The organism is Streptomyces sp. NPDC111606, from assembly GCF_055656945.1.
The window spans coordinates 406,737-430,240 of sequence record NZ_JBVKBY010000002.1 but is presented as its reverse complement, the minus strand read 5'-3'; the positions used below and the strand labels follow the sequence as shown (position 1 = coordinate 430,240).

The window sequence follows — 23,504 nt, the reverse complement described above, 5'->3', positions numbered from 1 at the left end:
CAGCCGGCACTGACATCGCCGCCGGGCCGATGCTGCCCCGTGCTCACACCGCCGTCCCGTTGTCAGTGGCCCCCGTTACTGTGGCGGCCACTTGATCGAACGATCACCGACCGGGGGGTCGGCGAAGGGGAGGGGCCGTGCGGCGCTGGGAGTTTGTCGGGGACGGTTCGGCGAAGTTCTGGGAGGCGGAGGCCGAGGGTGCCGCTGTCACCGTGCGCTACGGGCGAGTTGGCGCGGAGGGCCGTACGCAGGTGAAGGAGCTGGACTCGGTTGAGGCGGCCGAGCTTCATCTGACGAAGGTGATCGCGGAGAAGGAGCGCAAGGGGTATCGGGAGGTCTCGGCCGAGGTCGCCGTCGGGGCTGCGGCGCAGGCCGTGGAGTCGGCGCCGGTCTCGCCGGACGAGGTCGCCCTGCCCGATGAGAGCGTCCTGCCCGATGAGATCGTCCTGCCCGATGAGGAGAGCTTCGAAGTACCGGCCGCCTGGCGGCGGTTGGTCCACCCCAGGCGGGGCGGGATCAGGCGTGGTGCCGTCGCGCCGCACCAGGACGCCGGGGAAAAGGTGGCCGGCCGGCTGAAGGAGGAGGCGGCCTGGATCGAGCAGATGCTCTCCTCCTCGCTGAGCGACGCCCGGATCGTCGAGGCGGCCCGCGGGCATCTGAGCGGGAGTCCCAGTCCGCTCGGCGCGGCCGCGCTGGCCTCGATGACCATGCACTACCGGCTCCCGAGCGGGGTCTTCGTGGACACCTGGGTCCATGACCACGGCCTGGCCTTCGCCGCGCGGGCTGTCGTGGAGTACTTCGACATCGAGGCCCACTGGCTGCAGTACGGCATGAACCGGCAGGATCCCCGGCTGCGCTACCGGCCCGTCGGCGGCCATGTCGAGGGCCAGTGGGCGCGCCCCCACTTCGCGGACCGGATGCGGGCCTTGCTCGCCGCGGCCGACGAGGACTCCTACAGGGAGGCCGTCGCCGCGCTCGCGGGGTGCCGGGACGCGGAGCGCGGCCGCATCGTCGTGTCCTATCTGGTGCCCGGAGAGCGGGAGTGGGTCGCCGAGTGCTGCACGGGCGAGGTCGTGGACGACCCGCTGCTCCGGGAGATGCTGCTGTGCTCGATCGGCTCCCCCGAGCAGCTCGGCCACTTCGGCAGCAGGCTGCATCTGCACTGGGGCGGCTGGTCGATGGCGTTCGTCGCCACGCTCGCCGAGGGCACCGGCACCGCGTTCGCGCCGATGCTGGATGAGGGGCTGGATGTCGCGTACGGCTCCGACCGGACCAAGGTCCTCGCCGGCGCCCTGGTCGAGCTGCCCTCGGACGACGCGTTCGGCATCCTTCTCGCCCGCGTCGAGGACAAGCACGTCCGCCCGCATCTGCTGGAGGCGATGCGACGTTACCCGGTCCGCGCCCTGCGCCTGCTGGGCACGGCGGCGCTCGGCTCCGCCAAGTACGCGTCGATGGCCCGGCAGTTGCTGGCCGCGCACGTCCATACGCACCGGAAGCTGACGACCGCCGTACTGCCCGACCTGCCCGCCGCCGTCGCCGACCTCGTCGAACCGATGCTCACCAACAGCGACCGAGTGGCCGACGCCCCGCCGCAGGCGCTGCCCGCGCTGCTGGTCAGCCCACCCTGGGCGAAGAAGCGTACGGCCCGCAAGGCGCGCGTGGCGGACGAGACGCCGGTCGTCCCGGAGCCCCGGGTGGCCTGGCTGCCGGGTGAGCGGGAGGAGTGGGCCGGCACCAAGTCCTGGTACGGCCGGTGGCGCGATAAGTACGCCTGGAGCAGGGAGATCGAAATCCTCCAGCGGGGCGAGCAGTTGCAGGACGTCCGCGACGTCCGGCTGTTCGTCGACGGGCCCGAGGACGTCGTACGACCGCTGCTGGCCGTCTGTGCCCCCAAGGACTACTGGGACGGCGAGTCCTCTCTCAAGCCGGTCGCGGCCAAGCACGAGGTGCACGCCCTGCCGTTGCTGCTGCACGCCGCCGCGCGGCATCCCTCCACCCTGGGCACGCCGGTCCTGCCGTATCTGAGTGTCGAGGTCGCCGAGCTGGTGTGCGACTGGCTGGCCCGCCTGAAGTCGGCCGACGCGACGGCCCGCGCGTGGCTGGTGCGGCACGGTCTGGCCGCCGTCCCGTTCCTCGTCCCCCACGCGGTGGGCAAGCCCGGGGTGGTGCGCCGGGGCGCGGAGCAGGCGCTGCGGCTGGTGGCGGACGCCCAGGGCGGGGAGGCGGTGCTGAAGGCCGTCGCCGAGTGCGGTCAGGAGGCCGCGGACATCGTCGAGGAGCTGCTGGCCGCCGATCCGCTGGAGAGCGCGCTTCCGGCACGTATACCGGCCGTGGGCGCCTGGGCCGACCCGGCGCTGCTGCCGCAGATCCTGCTGAAGGAGGGCGGCGCGCTGCCTGCCGACGCGGTACGGCACGCGCTGACCGTGCTGGCGGTGTCCAAGCCCGGCGAGGTCTACCCCGGCTTCGACGTGCTGACCGAGCACTGCGCCGCCGACTCCCTCGCCGTGTTCGCCTGGGGCCTGTTCGAGCAGTGGCGGCTCGCCGGGATGCCGCCGAAGGAGAGCTGGGCGCTGCACGCCCTGGGTTGGCTCGGGGACGACGAGACCGTCCGGCGCCTGACTCCCGTGCTGCGCGCGTGGCCCGGCGAGGGGGCGCACCACCGTGCCGTGGAGGGGCTGAACGTCCTCGCGACCATCGGCTCCGACGTGGCACTGCTGCATCTGCACGGCATCGCTCAACGGGTGCCGTTCAAGGCCCTGAAGGTCCGCGCCCAGGAGAAGATCGCCGAGGTCGCGGAGGGGCTGGGCCTGACCGCCGAGCAGCTGGGCGACCGGCTCGTCCCCGACTTCGGGCTCGACGCCGACGGCAGCACGGTCATCGACTACGGCACCCGGCAGTTCACCGTCGGCTTCGACGAGCAGCTGCGGCCGTACGTCCGCGACGCCGACGGCAAGCCCCGCAAGGCCCTGCCCGCGCCCGCCGCCAAGGACGACCCGGAGCTCGCCCCGGCCGAGCGCAAGCGGTTCGCCGCGCTGAAGAAGGACGTCCGTACGGTCGCCGGCGACCAGGTGCGGCGGCTGGAGGCGGCCATGGTCGCCCAGCGTTCCTGGCAGGCCGCGGAGTTCCGGGACCTGTTCGTGACGCATCCCCTGCTGTGGCATCTGGTGCGGCGCCTGGTCTGGCTCAGTGAGGCGGACGGCGAGGTGACGGCGTTCCGGGTGGCCGAGGACCGTACATTCGCCGACGTCGAGGACGACGAGCTGACGCTGTCCGAGGAGGCGAGCGTCCGGCTGGCGCATCCGCTGCACCTGGGTGAGGATCTCGGCGCCTGGTCGGAGCTGTTCGCCGACTACGAGATCCTGCAGCCCTTCGCGCAGCTCGGCCGGGCCGTGCACGCGCTCACCGAGGAGGAGTCCGCGGGCCACCGGCTGACCCGGTTCGAGGGCGCGACGGTACCGGTGGGCAAGCTGCTCGGCCTCACCAAGCGGGGCTGGGAGCGGGGCAATCCGGAGGACAACGGCGTGGAGCGCTGGTTCCACCGCCGTATCGACGACGACCACTACGTGGTCATCGGCCTGGACGAGGGGATCGCCGTCGGCATGGTCGACACGTTCCCCGACCAGACCTTCGAGAACGTCTGGCTCGACAACAGCCCCGGCGACTACTGGAGCAGCCGCCCGTACCCGCTGCGCTTCGGCGACCTCAGCCCCGTCATCGCCTCCGAAATCCTGGCCGACCTCACCGAGGTGACCGCGAAGTGACCGCGCCCGTGACTGCCGAAGAGGCCGACGAGCAGCTCCAGCGCCCGCCCGCCGAGGTCCGCCACGCCGGCGAACTCGCCGCCCTGCGCGCCGCCGACGGCGATCCGCGCCCGCCGGGCTGGCAGCTCAGCCTGCGGGCCGCCCGCCGCTTCATCGTGGGCGACGAACGGGCCGGCATCAGCCGCAAGTTCGTCGGCAACGTCTCCCTGGTGGAGCGGGCCCTGGTCACCCTGGCGACCAACCGCGGCCTGATGCTGGTGGGAGAGCCGGGCACGGCGAAGTCGCTGCTGTCCGAGCTGATCGCGGCGGCCGTCAGCGGCAGCTCCGCGCTCACCGTGCAGGGCGGCGCGGCCACCACCGAGGACCAGATCAAGTACTCGTGGAACTACGCCCTGTTGGTCTCCGAGGGCCCTTCGCCCCGCTCCCTCGTCCCCGCGCCCATGCTGAACGGCATGGCCGAGGGCCGGATCGTGCGCTTCGAGGAGATCACCCGCTGCCCGCTGGAGGTGCAGGACTGCCTGCTGTCGCTGCTCTCCGACCGGGTCATCGCGATCCCCGAGCTGGACGGCCCGCAGGGCATGGTCTTCGCCCGGCAGGGATTCAACGTCATCGCCACCGCCAACACCCGCGACCGGGGCGTCAACGAGATGAGCGCCGCGCTCAAGCGCCGCTTCAACTTCGAGACCGTCTTCCCCATTCCCGACTTCGACACCGAGCTGGCGCTGGTCGAGGCCGAGGCCACCGCGTTGCTGCGGCAGTCGGGCGTGGAGGCGGCACCGCGCCGGGACGTGCTGGAGGTCCTGGTGGGCACCTTCCGGGAACTGCGCGGCCCGGCGGAGCGGGGCGAGCGGATGTCGACGGTGATGAGTACCGCCGAGGCCGTGTCCGTCGCGCACGCGGTGGGCGTGCGGGCCTGGTTCCTGCGCGGCGAGCCCGGCAGCGCGGCCGACGTGGTGACGAGCCTGGCGGGCACGGCGGCGAAGGACAGCCCCGAGGACTTCGCCCGGCTCCGGCGGTTCCTGGAACAGGACGTGCCCCGGCGCAAGGGGGCGCAGTGGCAGGCGCTGCACGACGCGCGGCATCTCCTGGCGGACTGATGACGAACACCGTCGACTCCGGCTCCGCCGTCTTCCTCGGCGTACGGCACCACTCGCCGGCCTGCGCCCGCCTGGTCAGCCGCGCGATCGAGTCACTGCGGCCGGCGTACGTCCTGGTGGAGGGCCCGGCGGACATGAACGACCGGCTGGAGGAGTTGCTGCTCGGCCACCGGCTGCCCGTCGCCGTCTTCAGCCACTACCGCGACGAGACACGCGTCGCGACCTCGTGGGCCCCGCTGTGCGACTACTCCCCGGAGTGGATCGCGCTGCGGGACGGTCGCGCCGCCGGTGCGGACGTGCGGTTCATCGACCTGCCGGCCTGGCATCCGGCGTTCGCGGAACGCGCCGACCGGCAGACCAACCGCTACGCCGACGCCGAGGCGAGGTACACGGAGGCGACGCGACGGCTGTGCGAGCACTTCGCCGTGGACTCGGTGGACGCGCTGTGGGACGGGCTGTTCGAGGTCGCCGAACCGGGCGACAGGACCGAACCGCACGACCCGGACGGCCTGGGGGCCCGCCTCGACGCCTACTTCGAGCTGGTGCGCGGGGACGCCGAGGCCGACCCCGGCGACCGGGCGCGCGAGGCGTACATGGCGTCCTGGGTACGGGCCGCGGTGGCCCGTGCCGGCGGGCGGCCGGTGCTGGTGGTGACCGGCGGCTTCCACCAGCCGGCGCTGCGGGCGCTGTCGTACCCGGGCGGCGGCCACGGTGACGGCGGGGCCGACGGGGCCGACGACTGGCCGGAGGTCCCCGTCCCGCCCGACGGTGCGCTCGGCGGCAGCTTCCTGGTGCCGTACTCCTTCCGGCAGTTGGACGCCTTCTCCGGCTACCAGTCCGGCATGCCCTCGCCCGGCTACTACCAGCAACTGTGGGAAGGCGGTCCGGGCGCCGCGGCACAGGGCCTGTTGCGCTCCGTCGCCGAGCGGCTGCGCGCCCGCAGGATCCCGGTGTCCACGGCCGATCTGATCGCCGCACGCGGTCTGGCCCAGGGGCTGGCCCTGATGCGGGGGCATCCGTACGAGACCCGGGTGGATGTCCTCGACGGTCTCGCCGGTGCGTTGATCAGCGACGATCTGGAGCAGCCGCTGCCGTGGACCGGCAGGGGCACGCTCGGCGCCGGCAGTCATCCGGTCGTGGTGGAGATGGTCGCCGCCTGCGCCGGTGAGACCGAGGGCCGGCTGCACCCCGAGACACCCCAGCCCCCGCTCGTGCACGACGTCGCAGAGCAGCTCGCCCGCCTGGGCCTGGCAGACGCGGAAGCACCGGTCACCTTCGACCTCACCGACCCGGACGGCCTGACGCGCAGCCGGATCCTGCATCGCCTGCGCGTACTGGGCGTCCCGGGCTTCACCCGGGTCTCGGGCCCGTCCGACGGCGCCGATCCGGTCTTCACCGAGCGCTGGGAGCCCGGCCTGGCGAGCGGACGGGAGGCCGCGCTCATCGAGGCGGGTGCGTACGGAGCGCGGCTGGACGAGGCGGCCTCGGTGATGCTCGGTGAGCGGGCGCGTGCCGCGGGCACGGCGGCAGGACCGCTGGCCGGGCTGCTGTTCGACGCAGTGCTGTGCGGCGTCGGCCCGCTCTGCGACGAACTGCTGGACGCGCTCGCGAAGCAGGTCGGCCAGGTCCCGGAACTCGGTCCGCTCGGCGAGGTGCTGACCGCCGCGCTGGGGCTGTGGCGGCACGACCGGGTGTTCGGCGTGGCCCGCGGCCGACTGCTGGGCAGCGTGGTCGCGGGCGCCGCCGACCGCGTGTTCTGGCTGGCGGAGGGGCTGCACGGCGGCCCCGGCGTGGACTTCGCGCGGCTCCGCGCAATGGCCGCCGCCCGGGACGCGCTGCTGCACGCCCCGGAGTTGCTGTCGGTCACCCGCGAGGCCGCCGCCGAGGCCGCATCCCGCATCGGCCGCGACCGGCGTGCCCCGGCCGACCTGCGGGGCGCCGCGTTCGGAATGCGCTGGGCGTTGGGTGTCCCCGACGACCCGGCGACGGCCGTGCAGGCGCTCTCGGCCGGCGCCGCGGACACGCTCGGCGACTGGCTGGCCGGCCTGTTCGCGTTGGCACGCGAGGAGGTCGCCGCGGGTGCGACGGCCGACGTCCCGGTGAGTGCGGATGCCGGCGGTGCGGATGCCGGCGGCGCGAATCCCCGCAGCGAGGATGCCCGCGGCGCGCCCCTGATCGACGTCCTGGACGGCATCGTCGCCGCGATGGCCGAGGACGACTTCCTCACCGGCCTGCCCGCCCTCCGCCAGGCCTTCGCCTTCTTCCCGCCCCGCGAACGCGAGCGCATCGCGGCACGCCTGCTGCAGCGGCGCGGCAAGCACGGCTCGGCCCGCTCCCTGCTGCGGACGACCGCCGACCCGCTGCAACTCGCCCGCGCCCGAGCTCTGGAGGAGAACGTGGCCCGGCTGCTGGACCGGCACGGGTTGGGGGCGGCGCGATGAATTCCCCGGCTCCCGGTGAGACGCCGAGCACTCCGGACCCCACAGCCCCGGACCCCACAGCCGCGGACCTCACGTCCCCGGACCCCACCCTCGAACGCTGGCGCCTGATCCTCGGTTCCCCCGCCGAGCGCTGCACCGGCCCGCTGCGCGGTTCCGCCGTGGCCCGTGACGCCGCGCTCGACTGGCTCTACGGCCGTGACGAGGACCTGCGTCGCCGTGGGGTGCGCCGGGGCGGGTCGAGGTCCGACTCCCGCGAGGGCGGCAACGGGCCGTCCCGGCTCACCGCCGTCGACTGGCTCGACGACATCCACCGGCTGTTCCCGAAGGAGACGGTGGAGCGGCTGGAGCGGGACGCCGTGGAGCAGTACGGGATCCACGAGATCGTCACCGACCCGGACGTCCTCGCCCGCGTCGAGCCCAGTCAGACCCTGCTGCGCGCCGTCCTGCGCACCAAGCACCTGATGAACCCCCAAGTGCTGGCCGCGGCACGCCGGATCGTCGAGACCGTCGTACGGCAGCTGATGGAGCGCCTGCGCCCGGAGGTCCGCCGCGCGTTCACCGGCTCCCGCTCGCGCCGCCCAAGCCGGCTGCCCCTGGCCCGCGACTTCGACTTCCGGACCACCATCCGGGCCAACCTCGCCCACTACCGGCCCGAGGAACGCCGCATCCTCATCGAGCGCCCGCACTTCCACTCGCGCACCCGCCGCCATCTGGAACAGTGGCAACTCGTGCTGCTGGTGGACCAGTCGGGCTCCATGGCCGGCTCGGTGATCCACTCCGCCGTCACCGCCGCCTGCCTGTGGAGTTTGCCGGGTCTGAAGACCCACCTGGTCGCCTTCGACACCGAGGTGGTCGACCTGACCTCCGAGGTGACCGACCCCGTGGAGCTGCTGATGGGGGTGCAGCTGGGCGGCGGCACCGACATCGCCCGGGCCGTCGACTACGGCGCCTGTCTGGTCGAGAACCCCCGCCGCACCATCGTCGCCCTGGTCTCCGACTTCTACGAGGGAGGCGACCCGTATCGCCTGGTGCGCACCGTGCGCCGACTGGTCGAGCAGGGCACGACCGTGCTGTGCCTGGCCGCCCTCGACGAGGCCGCCGACCCGGTCTACGACCGCGCCCTGGCCGGGCGGCTGGCGCAGGTCGGCGCCCCGGTGGGCGCGATGACGCCGGGCCGGCTGGCCGAGTTCGTGGCGGAGAAGGTCGGCCGGGGAGGACAGGGCGCGCCCGGCGGTCAGGGCGGACCGGGAGGTCTCGGATGAGTGGGACGACTCGTATGACACAGCCAGCGGCCGTCCGCACCGATCTGCTGGCCCTGACGCCCGGGACGCTCGCCTCCCTCGCCAACCGCGGCCTCGTCAAGCGCGCGGAGAAGGACCTGGCGGCGGGCTCCGGCCCGGAGGTGACCGTCGCCGACGACGGCACCGTACGCGGACGCTTCCCGGACGGGACGGACACGGCTCTCCCGCCGGGCCTCGGCCTGGACGCGGCGGACTGCGGCTGCGCGGCGACGGGGGTGTGCCGCCACCGCATCGGACTGGTGCTCGCGTATCAGCGCACGGCCGGGTCCGCCCCGGAGGACGACTCGCCCGCAGCAAAGGCCGAGTTCGTCGACTGGACGCCGGCCGAGTTCGACGACGACGCCCTGACCGCCGCGCTGGGCCGGGCGGCCCTCTCCGCCGCTCAGCGCGTCAAGGACCGTGGCTACGTCGCCAGACTGCACCGCCCCACCGCCGCCGACCCGGAACCCCGCGTCGAACTGCCCACCTGCACCGTCCGTTTCCCGGTCCCCCACGAGCTGGGCTACGCCCTCACCGACGCGTCCGCCGCACTGCGCGGCGAGGTGGTGGCCCTGGCGGTCTGGGCGTTCCGGGCCGCAGACGGAACGGACGGCGCGAAGACGGCAGAGGCCACGGCCACCGCACAGTCCGCAGCTGGTCCCGCCGCGCCGGCTGCCAAAGCCCCCGCCACCACGGCCACCCCCAACACCCCCCACCCCACCGAGGTAAGCGTCGGCGGCCGCGCCCCCGCCGCCCCCCAACACCTCACCGACGGCCCCCTCCGCACCGCCCTGGCACTCGCCGACGACCTCCTCCTGGACGGCGTCCAGGAGGCGGGCCCGGTCTTCGCCGGCTCCCTCGCCCGTGCCCAGGAGTCACTGACCGCCGCCTCCCTGCACTGGCCCGCCGGTGCGGTGGCCGAACTGCGGGAGCAGATCGACGCGTACGCCACACGCGGCACCCACTACGAGGCGGAGCGCTTCGCCCTGCTGCTGGCCGAGCTGCACGCCAGGCACCGCGCCGCCGGACATGACCCGGTGGGGGTGCTCGGCACCAAGGAGGCACCGGAGACACCGCTGCGCCGGGTGCGGCTGGTGGCGCTCGGCTGCCGGATCGGCGGCACGGCGCGCGACCGTACCGCCGAGACGTACTTCGCCCACGCGGAAGCCGGCATCGCGCTGGTGCTGCGCAAGCGCTGGGACCTGGCGGAGGACCAGTCCATCACCGGGCACGAGTTGGCCGCCCGCCGCCTGCTCGGCTCGCCCCTGCGCACCCTCGCCGCCGCGAACGTGGTCAGCGAGCACACCTCACGCGCCGCCGACCGGACCGTCTCCATCTCCCGGGGCCGCATCGCCGCCACGAGCGTCACCCCGCTCGGCTCGGCCTGGCGGGAACTGCCCGGCAGCCTGTTGCTCCGGGACACCGCCGCGCACCTGAGGGCCGCCGGCGAACGGCCGCCCCGTCTGATCCGCCCACGGGTCGAGGCGGAGTCGGTGCGGGTGGTGGAGGTCAGTGCCGTGCAGTCCGTCGGCTACGACCCCGCCGCGCAGCGGCTGGAAGCGGTCGTACGCGACCCGGCGGGCAACGAGATCCTGGTCCGCGCCGCATACAACCCCCTCTGCCCGGGCGGCCTGGACGCGCTCGCCGCCGCGCTCGGCGACGAGGAGGTCCACGGCGTCAGCGGCATGCTGAACCGCGCCCACGGCAGGATCGTGCTGGACCCGTTGGCCGTACTGACCTCCAAGGGCGTGATCATCCCCGACCTCGCCCCGGGGGAAGGCGACACCACCCTCGCCATGGCCCGGGCCCGGGCCACCGACCCGATCACCACGGCACTGGAATCGGCCCTCACCGCCCTGGCCGAGGCGGCCCACCGCGGTCTGCGCCGACTGACGACGCCCGCCCGCACCCGCCTGACCGACAGCGCGGCGGCACTCGGACGCGCCGGTCTGCACACGGCCGCCCGCCTGATACGCGACCTGGACACGACCCTCCACCGGGACGGCGCGACGGCGGCCGTCCCCGCCTGGGTCGACGCCCAGATCCAGCTGACGGTGAGCCTGGAACTGCACGCGGAAGGAGCCGACACCGCCGCGAACCCGGACGGCTGAGGGGCGGGACGTGCCTGGCCGGACAACTCGGGTCGATGTGGCGTCCGTTGCCATACCGTGGGCATATGGCGCTGCATCACCACAGTGACGGTCCATGGCGCGTGAGGGTGGACGACGAGGACGGCACGCCGTGCGGCGCCGGAGTACTGCTCGACGACCGGCATGTGCTGACCTGCGCGCATGTGGTCCGGGACGCCGGAGCGGGCCCTGGGGGCACCACGGCTCACGTGCGGATCAGCAGCGTCGCGTGCCGCCCGGAGTGGAGCCGTGTCGCGCATGTCGCCCCGGGCACCTGGGTGCACAGGGACGACACGCAGCGCGGCGACGTGGCCCTTCTCGAACTCGACGAACCGGCCGGGTGCGGCACCCGAACCACCCTGTGGAAGGCACCCATTTCCGGCGGCTCGGTGCGCGTGTACGGCTTTCCCCATGCCGACCCGATCGGCATGGGGACGGACGCGCGGCTCGCGGGGTCCGGTGGCCGGCAGGGCGAGTGGGGGCTGCTGAAGCGGGTGCGCGAGGGCGATCCGTGGATCGAGCCCGGGTATTCGGGCGCGGGAGTGATGGCGCTGGGCGGCGAGTTCGACGGGCGCGTCATCGGCATAGTGGTGGCCGACTACGTCGACGGCGACGCGAAGGCGGCCTGGATGCTGCCCACCGAGACGGTGCTGTCGTATCTGCCCCGCATCGGTGAGCTGGGGTTCTCCGACGGTGACCCCACCGACGAACTCGGCCGCACCCGCGGCGAGTTGACGGACGACGTGCTGGGCGACCCGCTGCGGCTCGCCCTGACGCAGGAGCTCACCCGGCTGCTCGACAGCGGCTGGTCCGGCACGGTCGTCGTCGGCACCGGCGGCACGACCGCGGTCGGCGACTCCTGGCTGGTACGCCTCGTGCGCACGGCCGACCCGGCGACCCGGGCCACCGTCTCCGACGACGAACTCACCGGGGCGCCAGGCGACACGGTTCTCGGGCTGGGCGTCATCGACGCGGCCTTCGACGCCCGCGGCAGGTCGGTCGCCGACGTGTGCGGCTATCTCGCGCGCCGGTTCGGGCTCCCCGGCGGCGACGCCCGTGCGGTGGCCCGGCAACTGCTGCGGCGCCGGCCGCCCGCCTGTCTGGTGGTGGGCGGCGTGGACCGGGCGCAGGACCCGGAGGCGCTCGTACGGGATCTGCTGGGGCAGTTGGCCGGACGGGCCCGGTCGCGTGGCCTCCGTCTGGTGCTCGGCTTCGAGGGCGTGCCGCCGGACGGTCTCGCCCATGACGTGTCCCTGGACCCGGAACCGATCCGCGGACCCGCCGTCGGCGCCGTGACCGCCGCGAACGCCCAGGGGGTCGTCGGCCTGCTCGCCGCCGAGGAGGACGCCGCTGCCGCGCTGGAACAGGAGTGGGGTGTGCGGTTCTTCGCCCCGCCCCGGCTGCCGCCCCGCACCGCGCCCCGGCTGCGGGTCCGGCTGGCCGTCGCCCGGGTGACGGAGCCCAGCCCCGAACTCACCGCGGTGCACGACCGGGCCGTCGCCGCGCGCGCCGCCGTGGCCCGCTACGACCGCGAGGTGCGCCGGCTGGCGGGGGCCCACGAGGACCTCTCCTCGACCCTGGAACTGCACCGGCTGCGAGCGGCCCGGTACTTCGGCGACGAGGACCGCCGTCTCGCCGAGCTGCACGCCCCCGCCGCCCGCGCGCTGCAGACCGTGCCGATCGACCTCGCGGCCGCCCGCCGGTCGGTCGGCCGGTACGTGGACGAGGTCAACCGCCGTATCGAGGAAGGGTGACGCCGTGCCGATGTGCAATCGCCCCGACTGCGGGCGTGGCGAGATCGACGAGCAGGGCTTCTGCGACGCGTGCGACCGGCGCCCGCTGCCGCGGGACCACGCCGCGCCGCCGGTCCGTGTTCCCGAGCCGGTGCGGGGAGCGGGCGTCGGCGTGGCACAGGTGCGGCCGGACCCCTGGTACGGGCTCGGCCTGGTCGACTCCGACCGGGGTCCCGAGGTCCCGGACCTACCGCTCCGGTCGGCGGACCCCGTCGCCGAGGAGCATCGTTTCTGCGCGAACCCCTCCTGCCGGGAGCCGGTCGGCCGGGGCTCGGCCGGCGAACCGGGCCGGACGAAGGGCTTCTGCCCCCGCTGCGGCACCCGCTTCGACTTCGCCCAGCCCAGCGGCCTCACCATCGCCGACCGCTACGACGTCGAACGCGTCCTCGGCTCGGGGGCGTACGGCGCGGCCTACCTCGTCCACGACCGCAACCTCGCCACCCACGTCGTCCTCAAGGCCCTGAACAAGTCGGTCGCAAGGACCGCCCTGCACGAACGGGACGTCCTGGTCGGGCTCCGGCACGACAGCATCGTCCGCATCCTGGGCTACGAGCACGAGGGGCCGCATCTCGTCCTGGAGTACGTCCCGGGCGTACCGCTCTCGGCGGGTGACGGCGACCGTCTCGAGACCCTACTCGCGCACGGGATCCGCATTCTCCAGGCGCTCGACTATCTGCACGCCCGGGGCCTGCTGCACTGCGACGTCAAACCCCTGAACATCATCCGGTTCCGGGAGCAGAGCCCGGCGGGCGCGCTGGACCGGGTGCGGCTCATCGACTTCGGCGCGGTGCGCAGCCAGAAGGACGCGGGACCGGTCGTGGCGTACACCCCGCCGTACGCACCCCCGGAGGGCGATCCGGAGCATCGGCGTCCGACCCCGGGCTTCGACCTGTACTCCCTCGGCATGACCCTGCGCGAGATGTGCCACTCCCGCTGGACCGACCGCTCGGTGCCGGGCGTCGACTCGCTCCGGCTGCTGCTGGATCGCGCCACGGACACCGAGCAGCCCTGGCGACGGTTCGTGTCGGCGCGGCAGTTCGCGGAACAGCTCAGCGGTGTCATCCGGCAGGTCGTCGCGGCGGCGCCGGTCCATCGTCAAGTGGCGCGCCCGTCGGCCCTGTTCGGCTCGATGCCCGAGCCCCTGCACGGTGGCCTCGGGGCGGCCCGGCCGCTCGCCCACTGGGTCGAGGCGCGGCCCGGCGAGGACGCGACGCTGACGATGCGCGCGCCGTTCGCCTCCCCCGAGCCCGGCGACATCGCGGCCGCGCTCCCGGCCCCGCTGTCCGATCCCGACGCCCCGGACATGGCGGGCTCGGCCGGACGTGCCCTGGCGGAGAGCCGGCTCGCCCTGCGCAGAAGGGACCCGGAACTGGCGGAGCGGGCACTCGCGGCGGCGGGCCTGCCCGACTGGCACTGGCTGCACGCCTGGTACTCCGGCATGATCGCGCTGGCCCGCGAGGACGCGCAGTCGGCGGCCCGGGCGTTCACCACCGTGCGGGAGGCGGTCCCCGGCGAGTTGATACCGCAGCTCGCCCTCGGCCTGTGCGCCGAACTCCGGGACGACCTCGCCGCCGCCCGTTCGCACTACGGCGCGGTCTTCGACACCACCCCCGCACTCGGCGCCGCCGGCTTCGGCCTGGCCCGCGTCCATCTGCTGTCCGGCGAGCGGACCGAGGCGGTGGGCACGGCCGTGCGGCTGGCGCAGGAGTTCCGCTACGAACGCGAGGCGCGGGTGGCGGCCGTACGCCTCAGCGTCGTGATCCCCGACGGGTCCGCCCACCGGGAGCCCACCGGGGACGACCTGGAACGGGCGGGGGCGGGCCTGGACGGCCTCGACGTCGACGCGGCGGCGGCCGCGGGACTGCGTGCGGAGATCCGGTACGCGCACTTCCTGCACCATCGCGACCGCGAGCAACTGTCCGACGCCATCCGTGAACTCGGCCCGCACGCGCCCACCGAGCGGGAGTACGTCGCACTGGTGGACCTGGCGAACCGGCTGCGTCCCCCGCTGCGGTGGAGAAGGGCCGGACGGCGTGGAAGATCCGGTCATTCCCGTTTCGGAGGAACACCCAGAACGCTAAGCTCCTGATACGCCGGGTAAGGGACGGTTACACGCTCCGTAAGGGACACGCAGCGACGCGATCGGGTGGTGCCGGTGGGGGACAGGTCGCCCTTGGGGCTCAGCTTTGCCCTGGAAGTGGACGCGCCCTCGGACCTGGCTCACGACGAGCAGCGCGCGGACGCCCTCGTCACCGTCACGGCACGCTCCGCCGCGGATGCGGAAGCGAACGCGGCGCCGGAACGGCCCGGCGCCGAAATCCTCATCATGGACCGGTCGTTGTCCATGTCCGGCCGGAAGCTGGACGAGGCGAAACGCGCGATGTGCGCCGCCATCGACACCCTGCGGGACGGCACCTACCTGGGGATCGTCGCGGGCCACCACAAGGCCGAGGTGATCTTCCCGGCGACCGGTGGCCTGGCCCGCGTCGACGCCTTGGCACGGGAGGACGCCAAGCTGCGGGTCGTCGGCCAGTTCGCCGAGGGCGGTACGGCGATCGGGCAGTGGCTGGCCTGCGCCCAGCACCTGTTCACGTCGGTGGCCGCCCCCGGCACCGTGCGCCACGCCGTGCTCTACACGGACGGCAAGGACGAGCACGAGACGGCCGAGCAGCTCGGCAACGTACTCACCGCGTGCACCGACCGGTTCGTGTGCGACGCCCGGGGGGTGGGCGGCGACTGGCACTACGCCGAGCTGCTGCGCATCACCGAGGCCCTGCACGGCACCGCCGCGGCCGTCGTCAGCGTGTCCGACCTCACCGAGGACTTCACCCGGCTCATGCACCAGGCACAACGCCTCGTCGTGCCCCGCGTCTACCTGGGCCTGCGCCTCAACGACCGGTTCCAGCTCGCCTTCGTACGCCAGACCCGCCCCGTCGAGGCCGAACTGACGGCCCGCCAGCCGCAGGACGGCGAGACGCATGTCCCGCTGGGCTCCTGGCCCCCGGAATCCCGTCAGTACCACGTCTCCCTGCGCTTCGACCCGCGCGCCCTCACCGTCGACGAGGACCTGCGCGCCGCCCGCATCACCCTGCACGCCGAGCGCCCCGACGGCACGCGGCAGCCCTGCTCCGACACGGCGGCCATGGTGGTTCGCCGCCGCTCGACACCCGGCTTCGGGATCCCCAGGTCGGCCCATCTCACCCGGGTCGAGAACGAACGCGAACTCGGCATGGCGATGCGCGCCTGCGCCGACGCCCACCTGCGCGGAGACCTCGAACGAGCCGATCACGAACTGCGCCTGGCGACCGGCCTCGCGCAGGACCTCCGGGACACTCTGCGGCTACGGCTGCTGCGGGCGCTGGCGACCACCGGCCCGGACGGGCGGCTGCGGGTGCGGCGCGATGTCTCCCGTGCGGAGATCCAGCGGATCGGGGTCGACTCGACGAAGACGGTGGCGCCACGGGTGGACGCGGTCGAACTTCCCTTGCCCGAACTCCCGTTACCGCCCCGTGAGTGTCCGCGGTGCCGTAGGGCGTCGACGTCCGCCTCGGCCAAGTTCTGCGAGGAGTGCGGGCATCGGTTCGGGGACGGCACGGCGAGCGGCCGTCCGGTGGACGCGTCGTGAGGGTGGTGCGGGGGCGGCGGCCCCATCCCGTCGTCGTGTTGCGCCGGCTCCGGGTGGGCGTGCTGAGCATGGTGGCACTGACCGCCTTGCTGTATCTGCTGGTGGCCAACCGGGCCGGCGAGCAGATGGCCGCCGCCGACCGCACACGTCAGGCCATCGACAGCCTCACGGAGGCGCGCGAGGAGGCCGTACGGGCGAAGGACGAGCTGAAGAAGGCGGCGGCGGCCACCGGCGAGGTCGACCTGATAGGCACCGGCACCGGCTTCGCCAACGCCACCAGCAGCGTGACCGCCCTCCTCACCTCGGCTGCGGAGGGCAACGCGGCCGGGGAGCAGGGGCTGCACCACATCCAGTTCGTCCAGGGCCAGTTGACGACCTGCCTCCAGCTGGCCAATGGCCCGCAGGGGGCGACGGCGGCCATCCCGGCCGTGGAGGACGGGCCGGAACGGGACGACCGGGGCCGTGACGTCCGGTTCACGGGCGGGCTCATCGAATCGCTCGAGGATCTCCGGGAGATCGAGACCCTGGCCCTGGACGAGCAGCTCCGGTCGCGCTGGCTGAACCCCCACCTGCTGTGGCCCCTGTTCCTCACGCCGGTGGTCGTCATGCTGCTGCTGGCCTGCGCGACCGGCTATGTCGTCGCCCGTCACTTCCGGCAGTACCCGAGCCCGGCGCTCGGCCTGGCCCTGCTGGCGACCGCGTCCGTCGCCGTCACCGCGTGCAGCGATCCGCTGCTCCCCGGCAAGGGGTGGGTCATGGCGATCGCGCTGCCCCTGCTCATCGCCGCCGGCGGACTCGGATACGTCGCGTACCGCCCCCGTATCGACGAGTACCGGTTCCCGCACCCATGAGACGGCCGACGGCACCACTCGTGCGCTGTGCCCTGGCCCTCGGCCTGCTCCTGGCGGCGGCCGGCTGCGGCGGGCCGGAGAAGGAGCGGGTGACAATCATGGTTCCCTGGTCCGGCACCGAGTTCAAGGCGTTCTACTCGGTCATCGAGGCCTTCGAGGACCGCAATCCCGGCATCGACGTCGAACCGCAGGTCACCCGCGCCCTCACCCAGCAACTCGACGCCGCCGTGGCCGCGGGGGCGGCGCCCGACCTGGCGGTGCTGCCGAGCGTGGGCGCGATCTCCAAGTACCGCAAGGACAGGGCGCTCAGGCCACTCGCCGTCGACACGACTGCGTACGTCGAGCCGTTCCGCGAGCTGGCCATGGAGGACGGCGACGGCTACGCGGTCCCCGTCAAGGCCGACGTCAAGAGCCTCGTCTGGTACGACGCGACGAAGGTCGCCCCGCCCCCTCCCCGCACCTGGCCCGCACTGCGCGCCCGGCCCGAAACCTGGTGCCTGGGGCTGGAGTCGGGCCCGACGTCCGGCTGGCCCGGTGCCGACTGGATCGCGGACCTCCTGCTCGCCGAGGCGGGCGTGGACACCTACGAGGCCTGGGTGTCGGGCGATCTGAAGTGGGACTCGGCGCCGGTCGACAAGGCGTGGCGGGCCTGGGGCGATCTGCTCGAGAGCGCCCCCGACGGCGTGGCCACGCGCAGGTTCAGCGAGGCCGCCGACGGCATGACCGACAACTCCTGCGCCCTCGGCCACGGCGCGCTGTCCGCGATGGGCTTCGAGCCGGACCGGGTGAATCCCGGCACGTACACGTATGTGACGCCGTCCCCGGATCGCGTGCTGGAGGTCTCGGCGGACTTCGTCGGCAAGTTCACCGGGAACAACGCCGGTGCCGACCGGCTCATCTCCTACCTGGCGAGTGAACAGGCCCAGCAGGCCTGGGTGGACGCACCCGGATTCGCGCTCTCGGCCAACAGGAAGGTGACGGCGTACGGCAATGACACCCAGGAGCGGATCGCCGGGATGCTCCGCTCCGGATACACGCTCTGCTTCAGCGCCGCCGACGCGATGGATCCCGATGTGTCCGCCGCCTTCTACCGAGCGGTCCTGGAGTACGCGAACGGCAGGGAACTGCCCGCACTGCTGGAGGCGCTCAACAGGGTCCAGCGGGCGATGCGGGACTCGCCGCCGCCCACTCCCCTCTGCGGCACCCCGGACCACGCCTGACGCGCCCCGACTCTCCCCCCTCCCCCCAGGAGCCCCCCATGCCGGACGCAGTCCAGTTCACCCTCTCCGACGGCACCGTCGTCCTCGTCGCCCCGCCCGCCCGCGCGGGCACCGGCGTCGTGGGACTCGGAACACGACTGGAGAGCGCGGCGGCCTCCCTGCGGGACGCCCTGGCACCGGTCACCGCCGCCGCGTCCGACGTGATCAGCGGCTTCCGGTCCCTCGCCGAGCGGCCCGACGAGGTGGAGGTCACCTTCGGCGTCGTCCTGGACGCCAAGCTGGGCGCAGTCCTGTCGAGCGCCACGGCCGGCGCCCACCTGGACGTCACGCTCCGCTGGAACGGCAACGGCAGCGGCGCGGGCGGGACGCCGGACTCCGGTACCCACGGAGGGGCGTGAGCCATGACGACCTTCGTGCGCAGTGCGCGGTCAGTGGCAGAGCGTCGGTTCAGCAGCCACTTGCTCAGAGTGTGCAGCGCGCCCCGTCACCGGGTGTTCTCAGGCGGATGAGGTAGTCGGAGAGGGCGTCGTTGATGCAGGGGTTCTGGGCGAGGGCCGCGCCGTGCTGGTTTCCCTCGACGGTCAGCAGGCTGCCGCCGAGAGTCTTGGCGAGGCTGACGCCGCCCTCGTACGGCGTCACCGGATCGCCGGTGGTGGAGACCGTCAGCGTGTCCGGCAGGCCCTTGATGCCGGTGGCGTACGGATGGCCGAGCGTGGGCTGCACGGGCCAGTGCTCGCAGCCGTCGCGGGCCTCGGTGAGGGGCCGTCCGGTGTCCGCGTACGGTGCGGCCTTGATGAAGTCGCGCTTCAACGCCGTCTCCGCGGCCGGGTTGTTCCGTTCCTCGTCGAGGCAGTTGATCCCGATCGTGGCCTCAAGGGAGTTCGAGTACGTCCCGTCCGCCGCACGCTCATGAATGATGTCCCTCAGGGCGATCAGTTTGTCTCCGCGACCGGCTCGCAGCTCGGCGATCCCTGCGATGATCGTCGGCCACGTGACCTTGGTGTACAGGCCGGCGGTGACACCACTGACCGCTTTGACGAAGGTCAGTTCGCGCCCCTTACCGGCCGGGATCGGGTTGTCGATCAGCGGCTGGGCGAGTTTCTGGAAGCTCTCGGTGGCCCGCTTCGGATCAGTGCCGAGCGGGCAGCCAGGCGTGGTCGCGCAGAAGGCCGCCAACTCTTCGAACCCCCGCTGCAGGCCCCTGGCTTGCTCCAGGCGTCGTTCACGGCTGCCCTTCAAGGGGTCGAAGGCGGCGTCGAGCACGAGCGCCCGCACCTTCGCCGGGAACATCTCGGCATAGACCGCACCCAGCCGGGTGCCGTAGCTCGTGCCGACGAACGTGAGTTCGTCGTCTCCGAGCACCTCGCGCAGGACATCCATGTCCCGTGCGACATCCCGGGTGCCGACGTGCGCAAGCGTGTCCTCCCCGCCGGAGCGCTCGGCACACTGCTCGTACAGCTGCCTCGTCTCCTGCTCGGTCCAGTCGTCCGGGCCGGCGTCGAACGAGGCGATCATGGCGTCGTTCTCGCGTTCGGCGTCGGTGTAGCAGTCGAGCGTCGGCGTCGAGTCACCGACACCGCGCGGATCGAACCCGACGAGATCGAACGACTCCGTGATCGGGCTCGACGCCCAGGCCTGTGCCGCCTGCGGCGCGAAACTCGTCCCCGGGAAGCCGGGCCCGCCCGGATTCAGCACCAGCGAACCAACAGGTTTCTCTCCCCGCGCGGCGACGCGGAACACCGCAATCCGAGCCGTCTTCCCGTCGGGCTCTTCGTAGTTCAGCGGAACTTCCAGGCGAGCGCACTCGTACGTGGCCCGGGGCCAAGGCTTCTTGGGTTCCGCCACGCCGGGCGTTGGCGGTGGTTCGCAGGCTTCGAACGTCATCCTCTGGTCGTAGAACCGGTCGAGCGCAGGAGCGGCGCCGACCTCCGCCTCTCCTCCCGGCCCACAGGCGGCGAGCAACGTCAGGGGCACGACGGCGGCGACAGCTACTGCCCGCAGTCGTCGAGGTGTTCGCATGGATCTCCTGGTCTTCGAGCCTGGTCGCGTCGGCCGGTCAAACTGACTTGCACCATTGCGAACCATGCCCTTGGGGCCGGGTCAAGCCACGCGAGCAGACCAGGGGTCACAGGCCCCTGACCCCGACCACGCCTCGTCGTCAACCCTCGGAAGAGTCGTCCTGCGAAAGCAACGCGTGCACGCGTCGCAGGACGTCGAGCTGAGCCTCGTTGCAGAACTCGACCAACGCCTGCGCGACGACGGACTTGGCGGTCGCTCCCGCCCGGCGGGAGGAGGCTTCCAGGTCAGCGAGGAACGGGTGGTCCTGCTGCTGTTTGCGGGCTTCGGGCGCGAGACCTTGCGCGACCTGCCGGCGAACGTCCTCGGGCGCGTCCGCGGTCAGGGCCTCGAACTGCGCCGCGACGTCGCTGCGAGGCGCGGAGAGCTGCTCCTGGATCGCGGACATCGCCGCGGGGGTGAGAATGCTGGAGTACGCCGTCAGGAGGGATCGCTGCGCTTCCGGCAGATCGTCGGGGAGTGCCTTGAACTCCGCCGGCAGATCGATCGAGCCCCGGTTGTCCAGGATCGCCGCCAGGTCCCGTCGCATCCGCTGCTGGCGTTCGATGCTCGCCGCGAGTTCCTCGTCCAGGGCACGCAGGATCTGCTGCGCGCTCTCATCGGCGGCTTCGACCGAGGGGATGTCCGACAACGGCACGCCGAGGGCGACCAGCCTGCGGATGCGCAGCAGGCGGACCAGGTGCCTGATGCCGTACCGCTTGTAGCCGTTGACCGCTCGTTCCGGCTCATCCAGCAAGCCGATCTTGTGATAGTGCCGGACGGTCTTCAGTGTCGTACCGGCGAGTTCGGCCAGCTGACTTGTGCTCCACGTCACCGGCACCCCAGCGAGACGGACTTGACCATGCCCTTGGGGCACGGAATGTGATGGGTGGCGACCACAGCCGCGAGGCACGAAAGTGTTGCTCACCACCGGACAGAGCCTGTCACAGGATCTCGCTTGCGCGGCCGGGCCGAGCGAGGAACGGGGACCTGGAGCATGATCGAAGAGTGGCGGCGGCGTCGGGCGATGCAGCGGGTCAAGCCCGGGGACGGACGGACGCTGAAGCGTTTCCGCTGGTGGCAATTGCCTTTCCGCGCGCTGTTCCATCTTCGGCTGGCGAGCGACGACGGCAGGCACACGGTCTACACCGTCGACGTCAGGCACTGGCAGAACCACGCGTCCGACAACCTCAGGGCTCACCTGTACCGCGACGGCAGGCAGCACGCCATGTCCGGACTCCCCGCCGCCTTCCCCGTCCCGGGCGGCACCGTCGAGGTGAGGATGAGCGGCTTCGGGCTCAAGCGCTGCCACTACGTGACCGACCAAGGACCCGAGTACCAGCTCGTCCCGGACCCCCACTCCGCTGAGGGGCGTCGCGCGCGCCTCGAACGCGAGCGTCCCGTGCTGAGCCGCGCGATCGGTCTCCTCTCGCTGGGCGTGCTGTTCGCCACCCTGGCCATCCTGCTCCCACAGATCGCCGAACAGCTCACCCAGGCCGAGGGCATCGCCCAGTACACCGGGACCTTCAATTCGCCCATCGATCTGCCGAGATGGGGCAACACCGCGCTCGGCCTCGCCACGGTGGCAGCCAGCACCGAGCGGGCACTGCGGCTGCGCTACAGCCGGCTGCTCGACGGCGGAGCAGGTTGAACCGCCGGGGCTGAAACGAACGGTCGCTCGGCCCGGCACGGGAAGAGCCAACGCCACGCAACGGCACCGGCACCGGCAAAGGGCCGAGATCTCACCGACTCCCGTGCCTCACCTTTCCATCCGCCGCTCACAGCGTCCAAGCGGTCAGCAATTCGTCGGGGCCGTAGGCAGCATCGAGGCCCTGACAGTCGACTCCGCTGCGCGAGACCGCCACGACGGGAACAGGTTCGTCGGTGAGGGCGGCGCGGTGGCGGTGGAGAGCTGCCAGGTCGTGCCGGTCGAAGGGCGACTGCTCCAGCCACTTGATGGAACCGACGAAGAGCAGCTCCTTGGCAATCGGGGCGCGATCCGCCCCGACGATATCGATCTCGACGTCGTTGGTGCGGGTCCAGTAGCCGCCCACTGCGGGGGCCGCGGGCAGCCGGTCATCGGGCAGTATCCGCGCCATGGCCTCACGGACAAGGGGCTCGACGGCCCGGCCGCGCCAGCTGGTCCAGTTCTCCCGGATACGCGCCAGGGTCAGATCGCCCCGCCCTCGCTCGATCTCCTCCATGGACGGGCCGAGCAGATGCAGCCAGAACCGCAGGTAGGGATCTGTCACCCGGTAGCGACGGTCCTTCGACGGGCGCAGTGATACAGGCAGCTCCCCAGCGACGATCCGTTTGTCCGTGAGCAGTTCCAGAGCTCGCTGCAGCGGCGTGGCGCCGATCCCGCCGGCGGCCCGGGCGATGTTGGTGAAGGTCCGCTCGCCACTTCCGATGGCCGCCAGCACCGTACGGGCTTGGGCCTGCGGAGGGAACTCGGCCGCCAGCGAGCGCTCGGCCGACACCAGCAGGGCTGAGACCGGATCACTCAGCGCCTCGCCGAGGAAATCCCACAGCCCCGCGCCGCGCGACCACTCCGCGCAAATCAGCGGCAGCCCGCCGGTGACCAGCGCGGCGTCGAATGCATCCGCCGGATCCAGCCCAAGCATCTGCCCCACCTCGGCGGGGTTGAGCGGTCCCAGCACCATCTCCCGGCCACGCTGATGGAAGGGGCGTCCGTAGCTGTTCAGAGCCTCCATCATCGACAGATCGGAGCCGATGAGGACCAGCAGCACCGGCTTGGTCTCCAGCACCCGGTCCCAGGCCCGCTGCAGCATCCCTTCAAAGGCGCCATCGACATCCATGAGGTACGGCACCTCGTCGATGACCAGCACACTCGCCCGGTCGGAGGGCAGTGCCGCGGCCAGCACATCGAACGCGGCATCCCAGTTCTCCGGCCGCGCGGCGGCCACCAGCCCCGCCAACGGCAGCGTCGACGCTTGGGCGTCCCGGGCCAGCCGTGCCAGATCATCCCTGGGGGACGCACCGGTCGCCGCGTAGAACAAGAACGGAGCTCCGGAGCGCTCAGCAAACCGCTCGACCAATCGCGACTTGCCCACCCGGCGCCGCCCACGCAGCATCACGCACCGACCGGGCCGCTCCCCGCCAACCCCTGCCGCCACCTTCTGCAGCTCTCGCTCCAGCGTCGCCAGCTCCTGGTGACGGCCTACGAAATCCACCACGTCTACCGACCTCCGCCCATGTCACTAACGACGATGTTACTAACATTGACATCAG

Annotated in this window: 15 protein-coding genes; 12 read left to right on the top strand and 3 right to left on the bottom strand. The window is 72.6% G+C overall.

The features are described from left to right. Positions 1-137: 137 nt before the first annotated feature. The 11 genes from ACZ7M7_RS09820 (at position 138) to ACZ7M7_RS09770 (ending at position 18,595) form a co-directional block, all read left to right on the top strand. Positions 138-3,761, top strand: a complete 3,624-nt coding sequence (locus ACZ7M7_RS09820; RefSeq protein ID WP_472114587.1) for a DUF4132 domain-containing protein — start codon at positions 138-140, stop codon at positions 3,759-3,761. Beyond that, positions 3,758-4,858 (top strand): ATP-binding protein, encoded by a 1,101-nt coding sequence (locus ACZ7M7_RS09815; protein WP_472114585.1) that lies wholly within the window; start codon positions 3,758-3,760, stop codon positions 4,856-4,858. Before ACZ7M7_RS09820 ends, ACZ7M7_RS09815 begins: the two co-directional genes overlap by 4 nt. Then, positions 4,858-7,299 carry a DUF5682 family protein gene (locus tag ACZ7M7_RS09810; protein WP_472114582.1) on the top strand — a complete coding sequence of 814 codons (2,442 nt, stop codon included), beginning with the start codon at positions 4,858-4,860 and terminating at the stop codon, positions 7,297-7,299. The genes ACZ7M7_RS09815 and ACZ7M7_RS09810 overlap by 1 nt, the downstream gene beginning before the upstream one ends. After that, the gene (locus ACZ7M7_RS09805; RefSeq protein ID WP_472114579.1) at positions 7,296-8,561 is read left to right on the top strand and encodes a VWA domain-containing protein; all 1,266 of its coding nucleotides are present in this window, start codon (positions 7,296-7,298) and stop codon (positions 8,559-8,561) included. Before ACZ7M7_RS09810 ends, ACZ7M7_RS09805 begins: the two co-directional genes overlap by 4 nt. A gap of 14 nt (positions 8,562-8,575) precedes the next feature. After that, on the top strand, positions 8,576-10,690 hold the full coding sequence (locus ACZ7M7_RS09800; protein ID WP_472114576.1) for a hypothetical protein: 2,115 nt from the start codon (positions 8,576-8,578) through the stop codon (positions 10,688-10,690). A 65-nt stretch (positions 10,691-10,755) separates the two neighbouring features. Then, positions 10,756-12,462, top strand: coding sequence for a S1 family peptidase (locus tag ACZ7M7_RS09795; RefSeq protein ID WP_472114573.1), 1,707 nt, complete (start codon positions 10,756-10,758; stop codon positions 12,460-12,462). A 10-nt stretch (positions 12,463-12,472) separates the two neighbouring features. After that, positions 12,473-14,590 (top strand): tetratricopeptide repeat protein, encoded by a 2,118-nt coding sequence (locus tag ACZ7M7_RS09790; RefSeq protein ID WP_472114570.1) that lies wholly within the window; start codon positions 12,473-12,475, stop codon positions 14,588-14,590. Between the two features lie 84 nt (positions 14,591-14,674). Beyond that, positions 14,675-16,126, top strand: a complete 1,452-nt coding sequence (locus ACZ7M7_RS09785) for a VWA domain-containing protein (protein WP_472114567.1) — start codon at positions 14,675-14,677, stop codon at positions 16,124-16,126. A gap of 35 nt (positions 16,127-16,161) precedes the next feature. Further along, a complete protein-coding gene (locus ACZ7M7_RS09780; protein WP_472114564.1) occupies positions 16,162-16,977 on the top strand; it encodes a hypothetical protein in 816 nt (271 codons plus the stop codon). Continuing rightward, positions 16,974-18,197, top strand: a complete 1,224-nt coding sequence (locus tag ACZ7M7_RS09775; protein ID WP_472114562.1) for an extracellular solute-binding protein — start codon at positions 16,974-16,976, stop codon at positions 18,195-18,197. Before ACZ7M7_RS09780 ends, ACZ7M7_RS09775 begins: the two co-directional genes overlap by 4 nt. Positions 18,198-18,235: 38 nt before the next feature. After that, positions 18,236-18,595 carry a CU044_2847 family protein gene (locus ACZ7M7_RS09770; protein WP_472114560.1) on the top strand — a complete coding sequence of 120 codons (360 nt, stop codon included), beginning with the start codon at positions 18,236-18,238 and terminating at the stop codon, positions 18,593-18,595. A gap of 64 nt (positions 18,596-18,659) precedes the next feature. Here the strand turns inward: ACZ7M7_RS09770 and ACZ7M7_RS09765 are convergent, their stop codons facing one another. Further along, entirely contained in the window at positions 18,660-20,216 is a 1,557-nt protein-coding gene (locus ACZ7M7_RS09765) for an alpha/beta hydrolase (protein ID WP_472114557.1), read from the bottom strand. Between the two features lie 139 nt (positions 20,217-20,355). Then, positions 20,356-21,087, bottom strand: a complete 732-nt coding sequence (locus ACZ7M7_RS09760) for a MerR family transcriptional regulator (RefSeq protein WP_472114554.1) — start codon at positions 21,085-21,087, stop codon at positions 20,356-20,358. A 162-nt stretch (positions 21,088-21,249) separates the two neighbouring features. Between ACZ7M7_RS09760 and ACZ7M7_RS09755 the strand changes: the two genes are divergently transcribed. After that, positions 21,250-21,903, top strand: a complete 654-nt coding sequence (locus tag ACZ7M7_RS09755) for a hypothetical protein (RefSeq protein ID WP_472114551.1) — start codon at positions 21,250-21,252, stop codon at positions 21,901-21,903. A gap of 127 nt (positions 21,904-22,030) precedes the next feature. Here ACZ7M7_RS09755 and ACZ7M7_RS09750 read toward each other — a convergent pair whose 3' ends face one another. Further along, positions 22,031-23,449: an ATP-binding protein gene (locus ACZ7M7_RS09750; RefSeq protein ID WP_472114548.1), complete on the bottom strand. Its 1,419-nt coding sequence runs from the start codon at positions 23,447-23,449 to the stop codon at positions 22,031-22,033. Positions 23,450-23,504: the final 55 nt, after the last annotated feature.

What these genes read in the sequence shown, in the direction of transcription:
- ACZ7M7_RS09810 (WP_472114582.1), top strand. Translation starts at nt 4,858, where the DNA reads ATGACGAACACCGTCGACTCCGGCTCCGCCGTCTTCCTCGGCGTACGG.
- ACZ7M7_RS09805 (WP_472114579.1), top strand. Translation starts at nt 7,296, where the DNA reads ATGAATTCCCCGGCTCCCGGTGAGACGCCGAGCACTCCGGACCCCACA.
- ACZ7M7_RS09800 (WP_472114576.1), top strand. Translation starts at nt 8,576, where the DNA reads ATGACACAGCCAGCGGCCGTCCGCACCGATCTGCTGGCCCTGACGCCC.
- ACZ7M7_RS09795 (WP_472114573.1), top strand. Translation starts at nt 10,756, where the DNA reads ATGGCGCTGCATCACCACAGTGACGGTCCATGGCGCGTGAGGGTGGAC.
- ACZ7M7_RS09790 (WP_472114570.1), top strand. Translation starts at nt 12,473, where the DNA reads ATGTGCAATCGCCCCGACTGCGGGCGTGGCGAGATCGACGAGCAGGGC.
- ACZ7M7_RS09775 (WP_472114562.1), top strand. Translation starts at nt 16,974, where the DNA reads ATGAGACGGCCGACGGCACCACTCGTGCGCTGTGCCCTGGCCCTCGGC.
- ACZ7M7_RS09770 (WP_472114560.1), top strand. Translation starts at nt 18,236, where the DNA reads ATGCCGGACGCAGTCCAGTTCACCCTCTCCGACGGCACCGTCGTCCTC.
- ACZ7M7_RS09765 (WP_472114557.1), bottom strand. Translation starts at nt 20,216, where the DNA reads ATGCGAACACCTCGACGACTGCGGGCAGTAGCTGTCGCCGCCGTCGTG.
- ACZ7M7_RS09755 (WP_472114551.1), top strand. Translation starts at nt 21,250, where the DNA reads ATGATCGAAGAGTGGCGGCGGCGTCGGGCGATGCAGCGGGTCAAGCCC.